Below are 19684 nucleotides of genomic sequence, written 5' to 3' on the forward strand. Positions count from 1 at the left end.
AATAAGATGAATATCAGCATACAGACCAATTACTTGATAAATTCCTTTAGGAGGTAAACCATTCTAGAGGAACCAGCACTAAGGAAGGAAACAAAATCAACAAGATCAATACAATCACTTCAACGAGCAAGAATGGCCAAATCCCCTTCATGATATCTTCCATACTGATCTTACTTATGCCGCACATGACATTTAAAACGGTTCCGACAGGTGGTGTAAGTAAACCGATGGCGTTATTCAGGATAAACAGGACACCAAAGTAAACTGGATCAATACCTGCAGCGACCACCAATGGCATCAAGACAGGTGTTAGAATAAGGATTGTCGGTGTCATATCCATAGCAGTTCCAACTACGATAACCAATAGGTTTATCATTATTAATAGAAGGAATGGATGATCCATAAATGGTTCCAGCAATCCAATTACCTGACGAGGTAAATCGGCTACAGTTATCAACCAGGATGACACGAGTGCTGCAGCGACCAGAAACATGACAACACTCGTCATTTTTCCTGCATGAACAAAGACCTCATACAAATCTTTCACTTTCATTTCGCGATAGATTACAAGACCGACAAATATTGCATAGACAGCAGCCACCACTGCCGCTTCAGTAGGTGTAAATAAACCGAATTTCAATCCGCCAATGATAATGACGGGCAGGAATAGAGCCCAAATGCCTTGACGAAGAGAAGTAAGTATTTCTTTTGTTGAAGCTCGGGGGTTAACGGCGACATTATCTTTTCGTGCAACAATGGCCCAGGTAACCGTAAGTCCAACCGCTAGTAAAATACCTGGAACGATTCCTGCCATGAACAGCTTTGTAATGGACACACCACTCGCGACACCGAAAATGATAAAGCCAATACTTGGCGGAATGATCGGGGCAATGATACCACCTGATGCAATCAACCCACTTGAACGGTTCACATCATAACCGGACTTCACCATCATTGGAATTAATATAGCCCCAAGCGCTGCCGTATCGGCAACAGCAGATCCTGATAAACTCGCAAACAACACACTCGCAATGATCGCAACATAGCCAAGGCCTCCCTTGATATGGCCAACCAAATTCATTGCCATCTCAACGATACGCCGTGATAAACCGCCCCGATTCATCGCCTCTCCTGCCAGCATAAAGAACGGTATGGCCATTAGAGGAAAGTTATCCGCGCCACTGATTAGGTTTTGTGCGATAATTTGACTATCAAAAATACCAAGAAAGTACATAAGGACTACGCTACTAACAAGTAAGGCAAATGCAATAGGTATTCCAAGTCCCATGGCTCCCAGTAAAGATCCGACAAATACACCTATCATCCCTGCTTCTCCTCCTTAACTATCCTTATATCTGACTCAAAATCATCAGCATGGAGGGAAATTAGCTCTTCTGACTCACTTATCATCACCAATTCTTCATCTTTAATTTTATTGAAGAAAATCCGATACAAATTGAAAATGATCATACTGCCCATTGAAATACTTACAAGAATACCTGTACCATATACAAAAGCCAGTGGCATTCCAGTGGCCGGTGCAGCACTATCAATGTTTATCATAGTCATTTTCCAACTTCCATCCAGGATTAAGATAAGAACGAATAACATCATCAAATCACTAATAACAAGTACCACTTTTTTCATTTTATTCGGGAGCCGTTTAATGACCATGTCGACACCTAAGTGTTCTTTGTTTTTGAAAGCTCCGATGGCGCCGAGGAACGTCAACCAAATAAAGAGATACCTTGACATTTCTTCTGACCAAGTAATTCCTGAATTAAAGAAATAACGAAGAACTACATTACCAAACACGAGTACGACCATTATTGCTAAAGCAGCTGCCATAATAATGTTCAATGAATTTTCCAAGATTCTGGATATTTTATTCACCTATACATCTCCCCCTTCCTATCTAGAGCGCCTGCTTCATTCTGCTTTTATTTTTCCGACGAGCTCCTCCGCCCAGTCATTTTCCTTAAAGACGTCATCATAAACAGGTTGAGATGCTTTTAACATTTTTTCTAAAAAGTCTTCGTCAGGCGTAGTGAATTTGATTCCATTATCCTTAAGATATGCTTTGTCATCTTCATAACTTTTTTCCATCAATTCAAACTCATATGCTGCCGACTCTTTTGCTGCTTTTTGTATGATTTTTTGTTGCTCCTTTGTTAGCCCTTTATAGAATTTGCTATTAATAATGTAAATATTGGGGCTGAACATATGCTTGGATTCTAATACATCACTTTGAACTTCATTCCACCCCGAGGATCTCAGCGTGGCAATGGGATTATCTTGAGCATCAACCACCTTTTGTTCAAGTGCGGTAAAAACTTCTGAAATAGGTAATGGGCTAACGTTCGCCCCCAATGATTCACCTAATTTTATGTAATTCGGAATGTTCGGCATTCTGAGTCGAAGTCCATCAAAATCTTTCATACTCTTAATTGGACGATTACTCGAAAACATCCTAAATCCATTTGCACTCCATGCGAGCGGAGTCACTCCATGTTTTGGATCAAGCTCTTCTGTCAATTCTTCTCCAATAGGTCCATTCAATACCTTCTTTACATGATCGTAATCTCTAAATAGGAAGGGCCATTCCGGAACACCCATTTTCGGAATGTCCGACTGCATAATTAGTCCTGGAACACCCATTTCAATCGTTCCGTTTCTGACGCCGTCATAAAATTCTTTTTCTGCACCTAATGTACTGTTCGCATAAATCCGAACCTCTAGTTCACCGTTACTCTCTTTTTCTACCATTTTTTTAAATTTTTCTCTCAAGGCAATGTTTTGAGGGTGGTTTTCAGCAAAATAATTTGCCACTTTAATTGTTTTCTTTTCAACTCCAGATCCACTGGTCTTTTCTCCCTCACCTCCACCACATCCTGATAAAAGTAATGCCGTTGCAAGAGTTAAGCTTGTCGAGAATACAAAAAACTTTCTTTTTTTCAATAAAAACCCTCCCTAAAGTTTTTTTGTAAGCGTTATCATTTATGACTGATCTTAATAATTTCTCCTCACCCTTGTATAAGCCAAAATTAATTTGTTTTATAATATAAAACTCCGTTTTTGTTTTATTCGGAGTAAGGAAAACACTTCACCTCTAATTACATTTTTCAAGTTGATTCATGACTTTTTAAACGATTACTTTTAATAAAATGAAGGGTTAATTTGTTCTATAATATAAAACTCGGTTTTTGAATTTGAAATCTTACGTTGATTATAAGCTTCCATTTTTACTAATGTCAAACCATTTTTTGAATTTTATAACAATTTAACAAATCCTCTATTTCACTAATTAATATTTAGAGGTATAACATGTAATAATTTCATCCTTCCAGTCAAGATTTATAGAATGAGAACGGAAAAGAAAATTTTTTTTTTTCTATACTAGGATATTTATAGGATTGAAAATCATACAAAACCAGGTTTTCTTAAAAATACATTCCCTTACTCTTTTTAATTGAACTTTTAGTCGGGAATTTTGTATTTCCTGATGAAAAATCTGTCTTTAAGAATTTATTTTTTTTATTTGAACTTGAGCTTTATCAAAGTGGTATTGACTGTTTAATTTTTTTTCCTTGTTAGTAAGTTTATTAACCCGTCCACTACCTTCAAAAGATATATTCCATTTTTATAGGTTTATATCTTATTTTCTCTTTTGAAAAATTACAATTCACTATTAATATTGAGATCTTTTCATTATGAACCTCTCTTACCAATAGTTTAAAGACTAAAGGAATAAAAACTCCACCCGAAGATTTGATTTGTTAAAATATTGATTTTCATCCTCCCTTTATAATAATTGAATGGTTTATAAATTATCCAAGAGTTAAAAAAAGCCGCACTTCAATGATTTATAAATTAATAACTATACCTTCATTTTGATGTATTATCTTAACAAAGATACGAAATAAATGAGTGATAAACCATTATAAATAAAGAAAAAGCGAACTTATCCCTTAAGGAAAGTCCGCTTTTTACTAATACAAATTTTAAGAAAAGTTCACCTGTTCTTCTCATTCAGATGGTGAAACGATCATTTGGTCATCCAATCTAATATCGTCTATCGACCAAAACCAATTATTTTTCGCATTATACATTCTCCAATGTACTGTCATCGAAGAAGCATCTTCAGGAACCTTAATCGATTTAACTTCATACTTATTCAAAACATGTCCATTTTTATTATCGGAAGCAGCTTTATTGTCATAAACGAGAACTTGTTGTTTTTCCCCATTATCAAAGACAGCAGTTACTTCAGCTGTTTGTGTTCCTTCTTGTTTATAATGGGATGCAAATCCTAAGTACAGATCTTTTGCACCATCAACTTTTACAGAAGGTGAAGTTAATGTACTATCAAAAAAACCTTTTGATGATGGTGAACCGTTATCATCCCATTCATCAGGATCCGCTACAGCTATAACACCTTGACCAAGCTCAAATTTGTTACGATCTTGGTCTTCTGCTTTTGTCCAAAAATCCTTTGTTGTAAAGCTCCAACCTTGCCACTCCATTGTACCTGCTGGCATATTTGAGCTATTTGTAACCGACCAGCCGTTAGGGGCTGCATGGCTCCAACCGAGAATAGAACTTGGAATGTTTTCATTCACTGCTGGCTTTAATGCAGACTCTAATTGGTCAAAACTTTCTCCAAGCAACATGTTTACGAATACATTTATATTCTTGGAGCCAATTATTTGGCCGCCCTCGTAAGCAGTAAACGTGAATTTTGATGAACCGGAACTTTCCTTACTAGGTGTAGCTTTAATTGGCAACATTTTTTCTTCAGTTCCCGAAAGCTCATAATCAAGTTCATTATGCTCCACACTCCACCCTTCAGGTGCATCAACTTCAATTTTCCCCTTCACACTATCATTTCCATAATTTTTCACCTTCACTTGGAGTGTAGTCGATTCACCTGCCGTTACTAAATAAGGAGAAGCATGTGCTGCGACCATTTCCAGGGCTTTTGTCTGGCCTTCAGCCAGTAACACCTTTTTACTGCTATTGTTAAATGAATCTAGTGCTTGTACCATAATTTCATAATCCGTACCTGGCTTAAGACCAGCTACAGGGAACTCTAAATTCTTTGGAACAGGATCAATATAGAATTCAGAAAATGCGGTGAAGTCTGCGTCTAACTCCCCTGTTTCCTTGTTTTTGGCTGTAATGTGATAAGAATGTACGAGCATGTTATCTTTTGCCTGTGGAAATGTAATATTTAAACTTTTTAGTGTCGATTTTTCTTTTACAATCGATGCCTTGTCTTTACCTGCAAAAACCGGTGGTAACTGATCTCGATCGTCTGTATATTTAAAGTTCCTTTTTTTAGAAGGATTTTTGATTACCCATGGTTTTCCTGTCCAATCGTCTTTATGAAAGTCCCGTTTTTTAAGGACAACTTCATTATTATAAACTTCTACAATCATACCTTGACTAATATCCTGATATCCTTCTGGATGAAACCCTTGAAGTTTGCCCGGCTCTAATTCCAAGTAACTTACAGAAGACGTGCCAACAGACGTAAAGTCTTTTTGATGAATCGTTCTAGGGTCTTCAAGTGGATAATGAGAATGGCCTGAAAATGTAATAACCTGTGGATGTTTCTTTAATGTATCATATAAAAGTTCTTTATTTTCCTGAGTTCCCCATAAGTCACTTCCATACACAGTGTCTTTAATGTGTTGATGAAGAAAAACAAAGATTGGTTGATCCGGATTCTCTTTTTCTGCTGCAGCTAACTTTTCGCCTAACCAGTTAATTTGATTAACAGAATATAAACCATGCGTATTGCCATTTTCCGGACTTAACGTAATAAAATCATATCCATTTACTTTTTTATGATAGTAAAGAGAATCCATTCCTGTTTTCTCGAGAAAACGATCTTGTGCTTTTTCTACTGAAAGTCCATTCCAATAATCATGGTTTCCCATTGTAAACATGGATTGGACATCGCCTTGTTTCTTCTCATTATAAATGGAGAAGAACTTATCATATTCAGTAGCGTATCCATAGTCCGTTAAATCCCCAACGACAACAAAAGCATCCTGTTTAGGCGCAGCTTTGTTTAATTGATCCATGGCTTTTCTAAACTTGTTCATATCATCACTTGATCCATCATCTATATGTACATCACTGATTACAGGAAAAACGAGCTCGGGTTTACGTTTATTATCTGAATTTGAAGATTCCGAGAATGCTTGTACATTTGATAAAGAAGTTGTTAATCCTACCGTTACAACTGTCAGCATTGCAGCAAATTTATTTTTCGCTTTCAAAATCAATTCCCCCTATTTATCGTTTAGCCGCTTTAATAATGTAAGTATTTTGCAAAAAGACAAATATCCTCCTCGTTTTTAAATTTTTATGTGGTTTACCAATTAAAATAGTAACTTTACATTATTAATAAAATATTGGCTCAGTGTAATTTAAATATTAAAAAATCAAAAAATACCTATGGCCAATAGTCCTTCCGTTCACTTAAATTGATTCTGAAGGAAAACTTAAGATAATTTTTCGCTTGTGGTAATGATTTGCCTTTGCTTGCTGGGAATGGGGAACTATCCCTTAACTACGTAGTTACTCGTAAAATGGTAATATTTATACAAATGGTAAATTATTCCACAGTACATAAAAAAACCAATTTTCATATGGTAAAGTCTAGAAGAAGGAAAGGAGAGAGGTTATTATAAAAAAATTATTAAATATTGTGATGGTAATAACGCTTGTCTTTGGACTGTTTTTTGCGATTGCACCAATGAATAAAGCATTTGCCTTGTCTTACGATAATACAAACCCTTATTCGACAGGTTGTGTTTCTAAATCCCAATCACTTATGAAACGGAATATATTTATAAAAACGGTGTGAAAATTGGATATGTTCAGCTAAAAGGAAGTGCTTATTGTCATACGGCGTGGGGTTACTTAAAGTATTATTCGTCTGCTCCTTACGATTATTATGCAAATGTTTGGGTTGACAAGTTATAATGGCACGACCAAGAGAGCATTTACAAGTTGTGCTAGTTCCGGTGGAAACGGATGGATAATGAAAGGTCAGACGTCCTGCTATACGGCACAATTATGGAATTTAGATCCGTATAATGCTTTGGCCAAAGCAGGTATTTATTCTTCAAGCGGGGCTCTCATTATTTCTGCGAACACTGGTCGTTATTAATGCAAACTTCCTGTTAACGACTTTTCTCGGTGGAATTGCGTTTTTTGACATCTTTTCTCCTTTTGCCTGCTATGGACGGTACATTTCGCCGTTCAATGCCTGATCAATTTTCTTTGTTAACAATCCCTCGAATCTTAATGGCTTTTATCATTCCATCTCATGGATTTGGAACGACGTATGCTGTTTATAAGTATCTCGTTCCAATCCTGAAAGGAATGAAAGCAATCAGTTTGATCTTGTTTGGCTACGGATTTACTTCCAATTTCAACAACATACTCGCTGGTAAAATTGCCAGCTACAATGCTATCGAAAGCCTCCGGTTTGTTTTCCTCGTGCAAGCAATTGTTTCGGATCAGTTTTTATTGGACGACAGATAATTTTATCTTTGGATAGGTTGTTAACATTAGCTTGATGTAAGCAATGGCCATCCTTTTCAATTTTGATAGAATAAATGAATCAATGGAGTCCTCCTTACATTGAAGCGATCCGTTTTCTTGCTTCCCAAACGTCACGGATTTTCATATCTTTTCTTTCCTTTGTTAATTTTATATTTATCATGTTGTCCTCCCCACCTTGATCATTATTCTAAGTATTCATAAGATAAATACTAATTTTCTATAAGATATATCAATTGTAAAACTGACTATAAAAGAGTGAAACTTTTCATACAGTTTGTTTTATAAACTATTAATGCTGAGATTACATAATACTAAAAAAGAAGAATCCGCCCCTATACCGTATTCATCCCCATGGTTATCCATGTATTCTAAAAAAATATTTTAAATTGGCCTTGCAATAAAAAGGATTCCTTGTTATATTACAGTCAATTAAATATTTTCTTACTTCATACTTTTTGAAGTGAGGATAGAGGAGCAAAGACCATTAGTACACATTTTGAGGAGAATGAGATCCTATGACTATTGTGGAAAGGGGAATTTGCCGAAGCGGAAAGAATCTCATGTTCTTGAAGCTGGTTCTGCTATTGAATAAATGCAGGACTGTCATATAGGAAACTATATGGAGGGCTATCTAATGCGCTGAAACATTTTTTTGATAAATATTGTTTCTACTGCAGCAGCGAATCCTCGTTGTTGCTTTTTTGCGTTTACTCCTGAATGGCCCTATCCACCTCTGAATTTTTAAAAAATTATACAAAAGGGTGTGAAGTTATGAATTTTGGCCAAGTTTTAACCGCAATGGTTACCCCGTTTAATCATAATGATGAGGTTGATTTTAATGCTACGAGAACTTTAGTAGATTATTTAATTGCTAATGGTTCTGATGGATTAGTAATAGCTGGTACAACTGGAGAGTCTCCTACATTAACTGCAGAAGAGAAAGTCGATTTATTCAAAATTGTTGTAGAAGTTGTTGATGGAAGAGTTCCAGTCATAGCTGGAACTGGCTCAAATAACACGAAGGCTTCCATCAGCTTAACAAAACAAGCAGAGGCAGCAGGAGTCGACGGAATCATGCTCGTTACCCCATACTATAACAAGCCTTCTCAAGAAGGATTATTTCAGCACTTTAGTGCTATTGCCCATTCAACATCATTGCCGGTAATGCTTTATAATATCCCAGGACGAAGTGCTGTGAACATGTCAGTAGAGACGATTGTTAGCCTCTCAAAAATCAACAATATCGTGGCAGTAAAAGAAGCAAGTGGTGACTTAGATGCCATGGCACAAATCATCAGCAAAACAACTAGCGATTTTACATTGTACAGCGGCGATGATGGGTTAACATTACCGGTTTTAGCCATCGGTGGAACAGGCATTGTTTCGGTAGCTTCACACATAATTGGTAATGAAATGCAAGAAATGATCAATAGCTTTAAAAATGGTGATGCCCAAGGTGCTGCCACTGCACATCGTAACCTTCTTCCAATTATGAAAGCATTATTTGCTGCTCCAAACCCAACACCGGTAAAATCAGCATTAAATATGCGGGGGTTAAATGTTGGAGGTGTCCGCTTACCATTGGTCCCTTTAAACCATGAAGAAAAAAGAGCACTACAAATAGCTCTTCAACCGAGTAACGCAGAAGCAATTTTGTTAAGTAAATAAACTTTATGATTCATTAAGCGAGTCTTCAATACCGATTTTCTGATTAAAAAATCATAATAAACGGGAGAAATTTAAAAAAGCAGTGCCCTCCGAAAGAAGTGTACTGCTTTTTAATCGATGCACGGCTCAGTGCTTAAACTAGTTGAGCATATAATGATTTTATAAGAGCAATGATTTTATCGGGGATTGATCATAAGCTTAGTATTTCTAGTGATGTTGATATGTAATTATTGAAAGACAGAGTCGTTCCTTAGTATCCAATCTATAATCGCTCCTTAACAAAATCAAAAGACGTTCAAAATTTAGAGAGAACATTATAGTTCAACTTAGAAATGGATTTATATCTACTCATATAACTTGACCATGAATAAATAACCTATGTTCTCTTTTTGCAAAGGCTATTTTTTTTGACAAGTTTTTTTATCCAACCCCTTTTATCTCATGGCCTGAAGTTGCGGTCCTTCCTTTTGATCCATGCTGCAGACTTGTATGTTTCCAAATTTAAGGACTTCATTTTTTTACTCCTTCTTCTACTTTTCTCTCTCTAGTTCTATCAAAAAACGTTCGTAAAAGTGTACTTTTACGAACGGGACTTTTTTTCTATATGGGTAAAACTGTTGAATATTTAATTTCTCTGAGAGCTAGGCTAGTTTGAATTCTTGTTATGCCTAGTTTATTTAGCTTTCTAATAAATATTTCTAATTCCTTCCGATCTTTGTTAGCCACTTTTAAAAGATAATCATACTCACCTGTTAAACAATGGCACTCTAATACTTCTGACATAGAAGCTAATGCCTTCTCCAAAACTTCCAGTTTTTCAGCTTGATGTATATTCGTACTCATAAAAATAAAACATAATAAATCAAAACCTAGCTTCTCCTGGTTTAAAATTGCTACTTGTCCATTAATAAATCCTTCATTTTCCAAACGTTTTATCCTTGAATGTATAGCTGGTGGAGATAACTTGACACGCTTCGCAAGCTCAGTGTTGCTTAACTGTGCATCCTTTTGTAGTAAATCTAAAATTTGAATATCAACATTATCTAGAACCTTGCTTACGATAGATTCCACTTATAGTCACTCCTTTTACAATTGTTCCAAAAACAGTATCATCCCAATAGCAAAACTTAATTTAATTCTGTATATCAGTAATATTTTTTAATATTATTTTAAGTTTCTTCTATTATACAAAATAATATATAAAGTAACGAACTATAATGTTAAAATTAGCAGTAATTAATTATGAAAATTGAAATGTCATTGTGCACAATGGCTTCGATCTTTTTTCACTTAAACTGTGAAAGATGAAAAGGAGCAAAAAGATATGCAGTATTATTATTTTTCGTTATTACTTTTAACAAGTTTATTATGGGGCGGGAACTTTGTCGTAGGAAAATCGCTTGTCGGTCATGCTTCTCCGATAACTTTGACGAGTTTAAGGTGGATCATTGCTATTAGTTGTCTTTTACCAATTGTATGGTGGAAAGAAAGAAAGATATTTCCCCCTCGAACTGCAATCCTTCCTTTAATTTTGATGGGAATTACTGGTGTGGTTCTATTTAACCTTTTACAATTTGCAGCATTAGAGAAAACATCCGCCACGAATGTTGGATTAATATCAACATTAAACATGATTTCAATCGCTGTTTTTTCATTTTTCTTTTTAAAAGAAAGAATTAATATTCTACAAATGTTTTCTATGTTTTTTTCGCTTATTGGCGTAATACTTGTCCTTTCAAAAGGCAATATTGATCTATTTCTTTCATTACGATTTAATACAGGTGATTTATATATGATGGCTGCTGTATGTGTTTGGGGAATATATTCCGTTTGTAGCAAATGGGCCATGATAACAACTACACCCATGATGTCTACATTATATTCTGGTATATTTGGACTTATAGTCCTTCTTCCGTTTAATTTTTCTAATTTTACAGTGACTAATATAAATACTTCTTTCATCCAATCTATTTTATATACAGGCGTTATCTCAACTGTAGCATGTATGGTACTTTGGAACATTGGTGTACAAAAATTAGGTACAACAACTTCAGGTATTTTCTTGAATTTTAATCCTATTTTCACTGCAATTTTAGCCTTTCTATTATTAGGTGAAAAAATGACGTGGGTACAAGGAATTGGCAGTGGTATTGTGATTATAGGCTGTTATTTGTTCTCACATTTTAAAACGAAGGTGATTTTCAAAAAGAATTCTAGACAATCGCAGATTCAAGCATGATTTTTATTCAAAGTCTATAAACGTAATATCTCTCGTGATTAATTTTCTATATATACATAAAAGCCTGATCCAAGGTAGATACAGGCTTGTTTGTTCAAAAACTTTAAATTTTCAGGAGAACGGCCAACACATGTGATCAGTCATTCCGTCCAACGAAAAGAATTTCAATTCCTAAATGGATATGCTGTGAGTGATGGCGAATATTTTGCAAACTGATTTGCTAAGAATCTTCTATTACTGGTTCAGACATGAACATTCACCTTTTTTACTGGGATTTTACCACTGCCCATCAAGCTTTAGCAAATCATTATCAAACGCTATTTTCCATGTAATATGATGGTAAGTAAGGTTTTTAATTCTATTAGTAAGAAAAGCCACAGCTCCCCGCTTATTGAAGTAAAGTAGTCATTACAATAAGCGGGGAGCTATAAAACAGTCACATATACAGTATATGAAATAGGTTTTTCATAACCAGTGTTTTGGATACTGTCTAGTTTGAAATAAGTTATTATAAATCATCGATATAAAAACTAATAATAAGGTACCTATTACAATCGGAATCAGGAATCCCCAACCAACTTGAGAATTGATCGAAACGAGTGCACTAGCCGCTGCGGGTGGGTGAACGGTTTTGGTAAAAGTCATTATAATTAATACAATAGCCAGTACCAGACCGATAATGAATAGGCTTTTACCAAAGATGCTCCAAATGATAAGGGCTGAAGTTGTAGAGATTATATGTCCTCCAATAACATTACGGGGTTGTGACAAGAGACTTTTATGCGCACCAAAAACAATAACACAGCTCGCCCCAAGAGGAGCTAATGCCATAGGATATCCTAAATAGACAGCTATAAAACTAATAATGATAATAGCAATGAGTCCACCTATAGCTGAAACAAAGGAATCCATATAATCAATTCTGTCTTTTTCTCTAGCTTCGCCCTTCATTTTCTTTAAATATGCTGTTAAACCAGCGTTTTGTTGATTACTCCAACTTTTTTCAAGACTTTTTTCGAATTCCATAATTTATGTTTTCCTCACGTTTTCTAAGTAAGTCGACAAGTCGACAGGTTTTTTATATATTGTTATCTTACAGGAAAACAATGAATTTTTAAATATATATCTGAATTTTCATTTTTGATTCCCATAAAACAGTTAACAATTACCCCTTAGTCTGTGAAGCTTTCATTATAGTTTGTTATTTTATTGAGGATATGCCGTTATTAAAGAGTATAGATTGGTATCAAATGAAACATCATTCTGGTACATATAATTTCTCAATATCCCTTCTTTTTTGAAACCTAAATTTGTCAACAACTTATTGGATGCTTTATTTTCAATAAAAACAATAGCTCCAATACGCGTTAGGTCAAGCTCTTTAAAACCATAAGAAATCACCTTACTGACAGATTCTGTTGCATAACCGTTACCCCATTCATTTGGGAAAAGTGCATAGCTTAGTTCTGCTCTTTTATGTTCATGAGACCATTCTTGAAATCCAATTGTCCCAATGATTCCATCCTTCCCTTTCAATTCAATTCCCCATTTAATACCTCGTTTTTCATCGAAATACTTTGAAAAATTCCTAATGATTTGCTTCACCTGATCTGTATTTGTTAATGGAGTTTGCCCATAATATCGTAATACCTCTGGATTAGAAAAGCATTTTAATATTTCTAATGCATCACCTTCCACCAATTCTCTCAAGATCAACCGTTCAGTTTCTAATATAGGAAACATTTTTCCACTCCCTTTGCTTAAAATTAGATTCCTCTTAATAAATCATCGCCTTTCCAATCAGGGCCTCTCCTCAATAAATTTGTGGCGCAACACCCGTAAGTAATACCCTGACTACTGATATATCAGACTTCCATTTTTAAAAAAGGTCAACCCAGTATAAACCGGCTAACCTTATAATTAGAACGCACCCTTTAGCTTTATAAGAGCTTGTTTATTATCTTGTATCATTTATTAGGATTCGCTGTAATGCTCCATAGTTATTACGACATTTCCCTTCTTGTGTCCTTTCTCTACATATGTATGGGCTTGAACTATTTCTTCAAACGCATAATATCTGTCAATGACCACTTTTAACTTCCCAGCTTCAACAAGTTCATTGAGGAAGTTTAGAGCTTCGGGGGTTTACAGTGAATTTTGACTCAATATCAGCTTCTTGATGGTTGTCAATTTAGTCCATAGCATTCGAACACCGGGTACCGGTACGGTGGGTTCCGTCCTTCTTTAGCGATTTCATACAAGCTGAAAACGGACACTTGTTTACCGCTTCAAAAATAACATCATAGGTCTCACCAAATCTGGAAGTGAAATCGATGACCTTATCGGCTCCAAGAGATTCTACATTCGCGGTACTGCAAACCTCTGTAACAACTTCCAACACTTCCTGAAGCACCATAAACAAGAACCTTTTGACCACTATGAATGTTAGCTTTTCTAAGATAAAACAATGCTGTACGTGCCCCAATTGCAATGGCTGCAGATTCCTCAAAAGATAAATTCATAGGTTTAATGGAAACTGGCCCGTCTTCAGGCAAGCACTTATACTCGGCATAAGCACCATATCCCACTTGGGAAGCTGCAAAAACCTGGTCACCTGCTTTATACAACTTGACATTTTTTCCCTACTGACTCAACTTCCCCAGATAACTCCAAGCCCGATATGGATTTCTTGGGACGCATTAATCCCATTATTATCCTAGCAGTCAGCCAAACAGAGAGGGGGGACTGTAAAGCTCCGTGACCGAATAACCCCCATTGTTACCATTGCTGCTTCCGATTTTACCAGTATTTCATTTTCCTTAGGAGCAGGCTTTTCTACCTCTTTCATTTGAAGAACAGCGGGAGAACCGTACGTGTACACGATCGCTTTCATTAATCCTCCTCCAATTCGTTATATTCCCTTAATATCTACGAATCTTCAATAACTGTACTTTAACTATCCTGCTCAGTCCGTTTAATAAAGAATAACCAAAATACCAAATAATCACAATCCAAACTAAAAATGATGTTAACTGGAATTCTTGAACTGGCGGATAAGTCCCTTCCGGAGCATTTCCTGGACTTTGGTTCGAATTAAACCAATCTTTATATTTATGGGGACATGTTTTCAGGGAAGCCATATTCAAACATGTTTTGCAGAAAATCTGTGTTCTAAGAACAGGGGTTTTATGCCTATTTTCAGCGGGTCAAACTGGCTAAAGATTTCTTCGGCATCATAGGACATAATAATTGCCTCACCCGAATGATCTCGGCCGACAAGTATTTTTAATGAAGTTTTCCTCCACTTTATATTCCCCTTCAATTCCTATTATTTTAAAAAAATCCATTCGTATCGAATGGATTTTAATCAATCGTATGCTTCCCTGATGCTTTACAATAGAACTTAATGCCCCTTGTACTTGCTATCAATATACAACACTGCACCAAGCTGACTAAACTTTAACCTAAGAATATAAGCCTCTCTGTCTATAAAGCACTTTTATGATGATCAGCATACAATATTAGTCTGAATAACTATATCCGCTAATCAAATTACATAATTGTTCATTATGCTTTCATTGTCTACCTCTACACGATTAGGGAAACTGCACTTTCATACTTTAGATTCAATAAAAGCAGCACCTCCCGCCACAGCTAAGACCAGTAAGATTGGAAAAGCAGCAGGAAAATAATAATAAGTAAGTACAGTAATAAGGGAACACCAGAACCCTACACACCAATAACAACTTAAAAGCGAACCCATGAAATAACGAAGTCCTGATCCTTTTATTTCAATGATTTCCTCCAGTTGTCCAGAGGCATTTTCTTGGATGGTGGCAGTCAAGAAAGGTTTTCTGATGAATGAAGTGATTTCGTCAAAGACAATTAAATGAGTTAACCGGAAGGTAGCCAATATTAATATAATAAAATCAAGCCATTCAATAGCCAACACCTATTCACCTCCTAATCTTTCTTTTAATATTTTATGATTTGAATTTTGATTATATAAATATACATTTATAAATCCCGAAATTTTATTAGCCCATTTTCCAAGAAAAATGTACCCATAAAAAGATATCCCCATAGTATGTTAATGTGTTCAAAACCTGATACTGAAGGGAAAGATGTTTGATGAAAAAAAGGAACGTCAAATCTATTCAGGGCCGACAAGTGGTACCGAACCCCATCGGACCTGAATGTATTCGTGTTACTAAAGTATATGACTGGGTTGTTCTAACAAATCGTGATCGCAATAAAGTTCAAATACCTGAGGCATGTTTTGCAGCAATTGAAGATGCACGTCATGATGGTAATACGATAACAGCTACTTGTTCGGAAGTAGCTGGTACACGAAGCTGTGATTTTATCGGAGCCATTCCAGCTAACATTCCTACTGTTCCAGGTGCCCAAATTGTTTCCCTTGCCTTCCATGTCCATATCCGCGTTCAATTCTTTTGCAATGGAGAACCACTACCAGGGTGTAATTTCGTAGTACCTGTTAGTTTCATGGATGAAGTAATCCTATGCTTCCCAGAGGGAACAGAAATCAACTGTAATATTTTCGATGTTCAATGTACAGTTGTTTTAAATCAAATGCTTGGTGACATGGTTGTACTTGATGTGACCATGTGTAAAGATGTTCAAGTCGAGGCTGAGGTTAAGCTAGAGGTCGAGGCTAAGTTCTGTGGACCACGTCCTGTCATTCCAATTCAAGAAGAAGGGTTCGTGTGCCCAACACCACGATTCCCTCAACAATGCCCGACCTTCTTCCCAACATTGAACTGTGACTGCCAAGGTGCAGCAGAATTCGATGGCGAAGCAACCATCCTTGTATTTGAGGACGGTCTAGGTGGTTCAACATCAGGAAACTTAGATTTGACTGCCCTGGTTTGTGACCAATGTACCCTTTCTGGTAGTAGGATTCAAGTTACCTACATCGATACATTAGGACCTACTCCTACTCCTACTGGAACCCCAGGAGAAGCTGATATTGACCAAAGCTTCACGTTTACAGCCAATGACTTTAACCAGCCTACATGTGCTACAGATGCTGCTGGAGTAGTAACTGGGCTTACTGTAACTGGTACTGGTGTTATAACACCAGCCGGAGGTGTACCAGAAAACGCGACATTCACACTTATTCTAGCTGATGCTGATCCTTTAGGAGATACTGCTACACTTTTAATAACTGGCGCAACTTCAACTGTCACTATTGCTCTGACAGAAGTGGCTAATCCTGGATTAGAGGTTGAAGCAGGAGATTGCGATCGTTTTCCTGTATAAAAATAAAAACCCGAGGGATGATACTCTCTCGGTTTTTTTTTGTAAAGAAACTTGGAAAATCTGAAATTATTATTTACTTCAACACTTAGTACATGTATCCCGGATTTTAGGCGACCCATTTATTAATTATTAGGTTACATAAGGATTCATGTTTTCATATTTATAGAACATACCTATAAAAGGAGAGAAAAAAATGGCATCTGATAAGCTAAGACGTAAAGTAAGAAGAAAATTAGGAATTTCCAACCAGCAGCCCGCTCAACAACAACAACCAAGCACTCCCTCTACCCTTCAGGTTCGGCCAGTACGAGCAAAAGGTTGCTGTGGAAAAAACAAATGATCTAAGTTTAACATCCGGTGCTTTTTACATCACCAATCAAGTTAGGCAAAAATTGATTTCTCATTGCAAACGAGAACTTCCTTATGAAGCCTGTGGGCTGCTTTCGGGGGAAAATGGGGTCGCAGAAACCATTTGGCCAATGGAAAATGTCAATAGGAGCTCCTTTTCCTACTCGATGGATTTAAATCAAATTCGTCATGTATTTGAACTTATCGATAGGAGGAATGAAGATTTGATTGGCATCTACCATTCCCATCCAACAGATTGTGCTTATCCGTCAGAAGGAGATATTTCCTTAAATAACTACCCAGAGGTAGCTCACCTTATTATTTCGTTTGCAAATTCGACCCCTGAATTAAAGTGTTTCCAACTAACAGGAAAAAACGTCTTTCCGATACAATTAAAATTCGTAAACTGAATTTAGTGCAAATAGATACTCGCACCTCATCCTTATGAATTCAAGGTTGAATCTGCGAGTATTATTTTATATTTATTTCCCTACAAGGATTATATTTAGTTTTTGTTTCCTATTTAGGAAAACTGATCATTCCACTTTTTTACTAGGTCAGAATGTTTGTATTCTTTTCCATCAAGAATCATATCAAGGGCATGCCCGAAATCAATGGCAACCTTCTGGGTCAATTTTGCAATTCTTGGAGCTAAAATGGTTGCCGGAATCCCGGCAGAAATTAACGCCATTTCCCATTCCTGATTAGACTGTAGCTCATTTTGCACTCCACTTAATTCTGCATATCCATTTAAATCTATACTGCCAGTAATTTGCACCCCTTGTTCTTTAAAAACGATTTCTGCTTCTTTTGAACGACGTCCAACAAGAAATACCTTCTTATTACTCAGCCATGGCCATAATTCCCCCTCGCCTAAGAGACTTTGCATGATCCAAGCACAACAAGCTTTCGAAGGCATGAACTTCAGTTGTTTAAGTACATTTCGAGTTTGTTTTGCCCAAGGATCCAGTCTCCAAGGAGCTATCAAACCAGCAATGTCTGTATCCCGCAATGACCTGACCAATTCCCTCCTAATTATTTCTGGTGAATTGGATACGCCCGCATAAGATTCATACCGTTTAAACTCTTGAACTAATAATCCATTGGCTGGCCAGCTTAAATAGCTTATTTCACCTATTCCAAATCGGGCAAGAGAAAAGCCTTTATTCTGTTTTATCGCTTGGTCCAATAATTTTATCACTTTCATATTATCCAATAAGTATTTCTCAAAGTGATAATTCCCTTCAACCACCCCACTTCCACCCCTCATATGCTCTGCCATTTACCCTTTTACATTATTGTTTCTTTGTTAATAATAAGGAAATTTGATTACTTGAACTGATTTCAAGATCTTGTTCTTTAAAAAACACAAAAGCTTCTACACGAATATTGCTGTTTTCTACAGGTTGAAGGACGCTTATTTGTAAGTTAGTTAAAGATTCTGTTTGCCTAGGGTTAATATTTTTAGATTGAATGGGACATATCCAGGTTTCACCCTTTTCCATTTCTTCAAACCATTCATCATTCATATATTTCCACCCTTTTGTTTCTTCATTTTTCTTTACCCCCAAAGTATCGGCAACATTCGGCGGCAATATTTGCCCGGATATTTTTATACTTTCTGAAGGGGTGGAACGCAGACAGATAACTGGATTCCGCAAAACTTCCGTACCTATATTTTTAATATGAAGATTTCCGATAAGCTTGATTTTGTTACGTTCTTCAAGTTCTTCAATAAAAATATGATAATCTAAAAACACTTCGGCTTCTTTTCTTTTATTAATAGTTGGTTTCTTTAATAAAAACCTTTTCTTTTCTGGTAACCTTTTTTCTTTTTGCAGGGCTGGCTCCAAATTTAACCGAGTATTTTGGGAAGGAACAAACATGTTTGAGAAAATTTCAATTGGAACTAATGACAAAGCAGATAAAGGCGAACTTTCTTGAAATCTGGCTAATATTCCTATTGTTATGGACATCGCATATTTTTCACCGAATTTTTTCCAAAAATCTTCTTCCGCCATAACAGGATACATTATCTGTATATTAATAAACGGGTTATTTGCGCCTCTAACTACTTCATTAGATTTAAATTTTGTTCCAGTTCTTGTACATTCATAATGAAAAATATCCAATAACCTTTTATTAGTTGATTTCGAATTATGAATTAATTCAAGAATGGGCTCTTTTATTACTGGAATTTCAAAGAGTGATAAGTATACATGAAAATCTGCCCTTTCTGATTCCATCTTTTCATCTATAAGAATCACCTTTGCCCCACATGCAGAAAGGAATGTTTGAATATACTCCAGTACCTTCCTTTCTAGAAGGTGCTTTCTAAAGGTGTTATGTTTAACATCATAATCGGAAGAAAGTACAATTCTTTTACCATGCAATGCAGAACATAATTGTACTTTCTGATTTTCAGTATCTGGCTGCACATCAAAACCCATTTCCCTAAAAAGATAAGTAAATGCCGGGAGAGACTCATAAGGTATGGTTCCTGCCTCCTTATCTCCAACTTCTACTCTAAAATCCATTTATGTATCCCCCTTTATGTTAATCCTG

Annotated in this window: 16 protein-coding genes, 1 pseudogene and 1 riboswitch; of the genes and pseudogenes, 6 read left to right on the forward strand and 11 right to left on the reverse strand. The window is 36.1% G+C overall.

The window, feature by feature from the left end:
* Positions 1-46: 46 nt before the first annotated feature.
* The 4 genes from J7J00_RS16470 to J7J00_RS16485 form a co-directional block, all read right to left on the reverse strand.
* On the reverse strand, positions 47-1324 hold the full coding sequence (locus J7J00_RS16470; RefSeq protein WP_214792245.1) for a TRAP transporter large permease: 1278 nt from the start codon (positions 1322-1324) through the stop codon (positions 47-49).
* Entirely contained in the window at positions 1321-1872 is a 552-nt protein-coding gene (locus J7J00_RS16475) for a TRAP transporter small permease (RefSeq protein WP_309487183.1), read from the reverse strand. The genes J7J00_RS16470 and J7J00_RS16475 overlap by 4 nt, the downstream gene beginning before the upstream one ends.
* 57 nt (positions 1873-1929) lie before the next feature.
* Complete coding sequence (locus J7J00_RS16480; RefSeq protein ID WP_214792247.1) at positions 1930-2958, reverse strand: TRAP transporter substrate-binding protein; 1029 nt, start codon at positions 2956-2958, stop codon at positions 1930-1932.
* Positions 2959-4025: 1067 nt separating this feature from the next.
* Positions 4026-6287, reverse strand: a complete 2262-nt coding sequence (locus J7J00_RS16485; protein WP_214792249.1) for a metallophosphoesterase — start codon at positions 6285-6287, stop codon at positions 4026-4028.
* Positions 6288-6718: 431 nt separating this feature from the next.
* Between J7J00_RS16485 and J7J00_RS16490 the strand changes: the two genes are divergently transcribed.
* From J7J00_RS16490 to dapA, 3 genes are all read left to right on the forward strand, one after another.
* Positions 6719-6877 carry a hypothetical protein gene (locus J7J00_RS16490; RefSeq protein ID WP_214792251.1) on the forward strand — a complete coding sequence of 53 codons (159 nt, stop codon included), beginning with the start codon at positions 6719-6721 and terminating at the stop codon, positions 6875-6877.
* Between the two features lie 377 nt (positions 6878-7254).
* Positions 7255-7560, forward strand: coding sequence for an MFS transporter (locus J7J00_RS16495; RefSeq protein WP_214792253.1), 306 nt, complete (start codon positions 7255-7257; stop codon positions 7558-7560).
* Positions 7561-8040: 480 nt separating this feature from the next.
* Positions 8041-8219: riboswitch (Lysine riboswitch) on the forward strand.
* 133 nt (positions 8220-8352) lie between these two features.
* Positions 8353-9249, forward strand: coding sequence for a 4-hydroxy-tetrahydrodipicolinate synthase (gene dapA / locus J7J00_RS16500; RefSeq protein WP_214792255.1), 897 nt, complete (start codon positions 8353-8355; stop codon positions 9247-9249).
* A gap of 600 nt (positions 9250-9849) precedes the next feature.
* Here dapA and J7J00_RS16505 read toward each other — a convergent pair.
* Entirely contained in the window at positions 9850-10320 is a 471-nt protein-coding gene (locus J7J00_RS16505) for an Lrp/AsnC family transcriptional regulator (protein ID WP_098369458.1), read from the reverse strand.
* A gap of 253 nt (positions 10321-10573) precedes the next feature.
* Here J7J00_RS16505 and J7J00_RS16510 point away from each other — a divergent pair, with 253 nt between their 5' ends.
* Complete coding sequence (locus J7J00_RS16510; protein ID WP_214792361.1) at positions 10574-11488, forward strand: DMT family transporter; 915 nt, start codon at positions 10574-10576, stop codon at positions 11486-11488.
* 465 nt (positions 11489-11953) lie between these two features.
* Here J7J00_RS16510 and J7J00_RS16515 read toward each other — a convergent pair whose 3' ends face one another.
* The 4 genes and pseudogenes from J7J00_RS16515 to J7J00_RS16530 all read right to left on the reverse strand — a co-directional run bounded on the left by J7J00_RS16515 (position 11954) and on the right by J7J00_RS16530 (position 15440).
* Positions 11954-12514 carry an HPP family protein gene (locus J7J00_RS16515; RefSeq protein ID WP_214792257.1) on the reverse strand — a complete coding sequence of 187 codons (561 nt, stop codon included), beginning with the start codon at positions 12512-12514 and terminating at the stop codon, positions 11954-11956.
* A gap of 180 nt (positions 12515-12694) precedes the next feature.
* Positions 12695-13231, reverse strand: coding sequence for a GNAT family N-acetyltransferase (locus J7J00_RS16520; protein ID WP_214792259.1), 537 nt, complete (start codon positions 13229-13231; stop codon positions 12695-12697).
* 231 nt (positions 13232-13462) lie between these two features.
* Positions 13463-14381: pseudogene (locus tag J7J00_RS16525) on the reverse strand (NAD(P)-dependent alcohol dehydrogenase).
* A 720-nt stretch (positions 14382-15101) separates the two neighbouring features.
* The gene (locus J7J00_RS16530) at positions 15102-15440 is read right to left on the reverse strand and encodes a DUF1360 domain-containing protein (RefSeq protein ID WP_214792261.1); all 339 of its coding nucleotides are present in this window, start codon (positions 15438-15440) and stop codon (positions 15102-15104) included.
* Between the two features lie 179 nt (positions 15441-15619).
* On the opposite strand from J7J00_RS16530, the gene J7J00_RS16535 reads away from it, so the two are divergent.
* Complete coding sequence (locus tag J7J00_RS16535; RefSeq protein ID WP_214792263.1) at positions 15620-16771, forward strand: BMQ_0737 family morphogenetic spore coat protein; 1152 nt, start codon at positions 15620-15622, stop codon at positions 16769-16771.
* Between the two features lie 323 nt (positions 16772-17094).
* Positions 17095-17529, forward strand: coding sequence for a M67 family metallopeptidase (locus tag J7J00_RS16540; protein ID WP_309487184.1), 435 nt, complete (start codon positions 17095-17097; stop codon positions 17527-17529).
* 113 nt (positions 17530-17642) lie between these two features.
* Here J7J00_RS16540 and J7J00_RS16545 read toward each other — a convergent pair whose 3' ends face one another.
* Together J7J00_RS16545 and J7J00_RS16550 are read right to left on the reverse strand one after the other, a co-directional pair.
* Positions 17643-18326 carry a GT-D fold domain-containing protein gene (locus J7J00_RS16545; protein WP_214792265.1) on the reverse strand — a complete coding sequence of 228 codons (684 nt, stop codon included), beginning with the start codon at positions 18324-18326 and terminating at the stop codon, positions 17643-17645.
* 88 nt (positions 18327-18414) lie between these two features.
* Entirely contained in the window at positions 18415-19656 is a 1242-nt protein-coding gene (locus J7J00_RS16550) for a hypothetical protein (protein ID WP_214792267.1), read from the reverse strand.
* Positions 19657-19684 lie beyond the last annotated feature (28 nt).

This window comes from Bacillus sp. ISL-4 (assembly GCF_018613275.1).
GTDB classification, from domain to species: domain Bacteria; phylum Bacillota; class Bacilli; order Bacillales; family DSM-1321; genus Peribacillus; species Peribacillus simplex_E.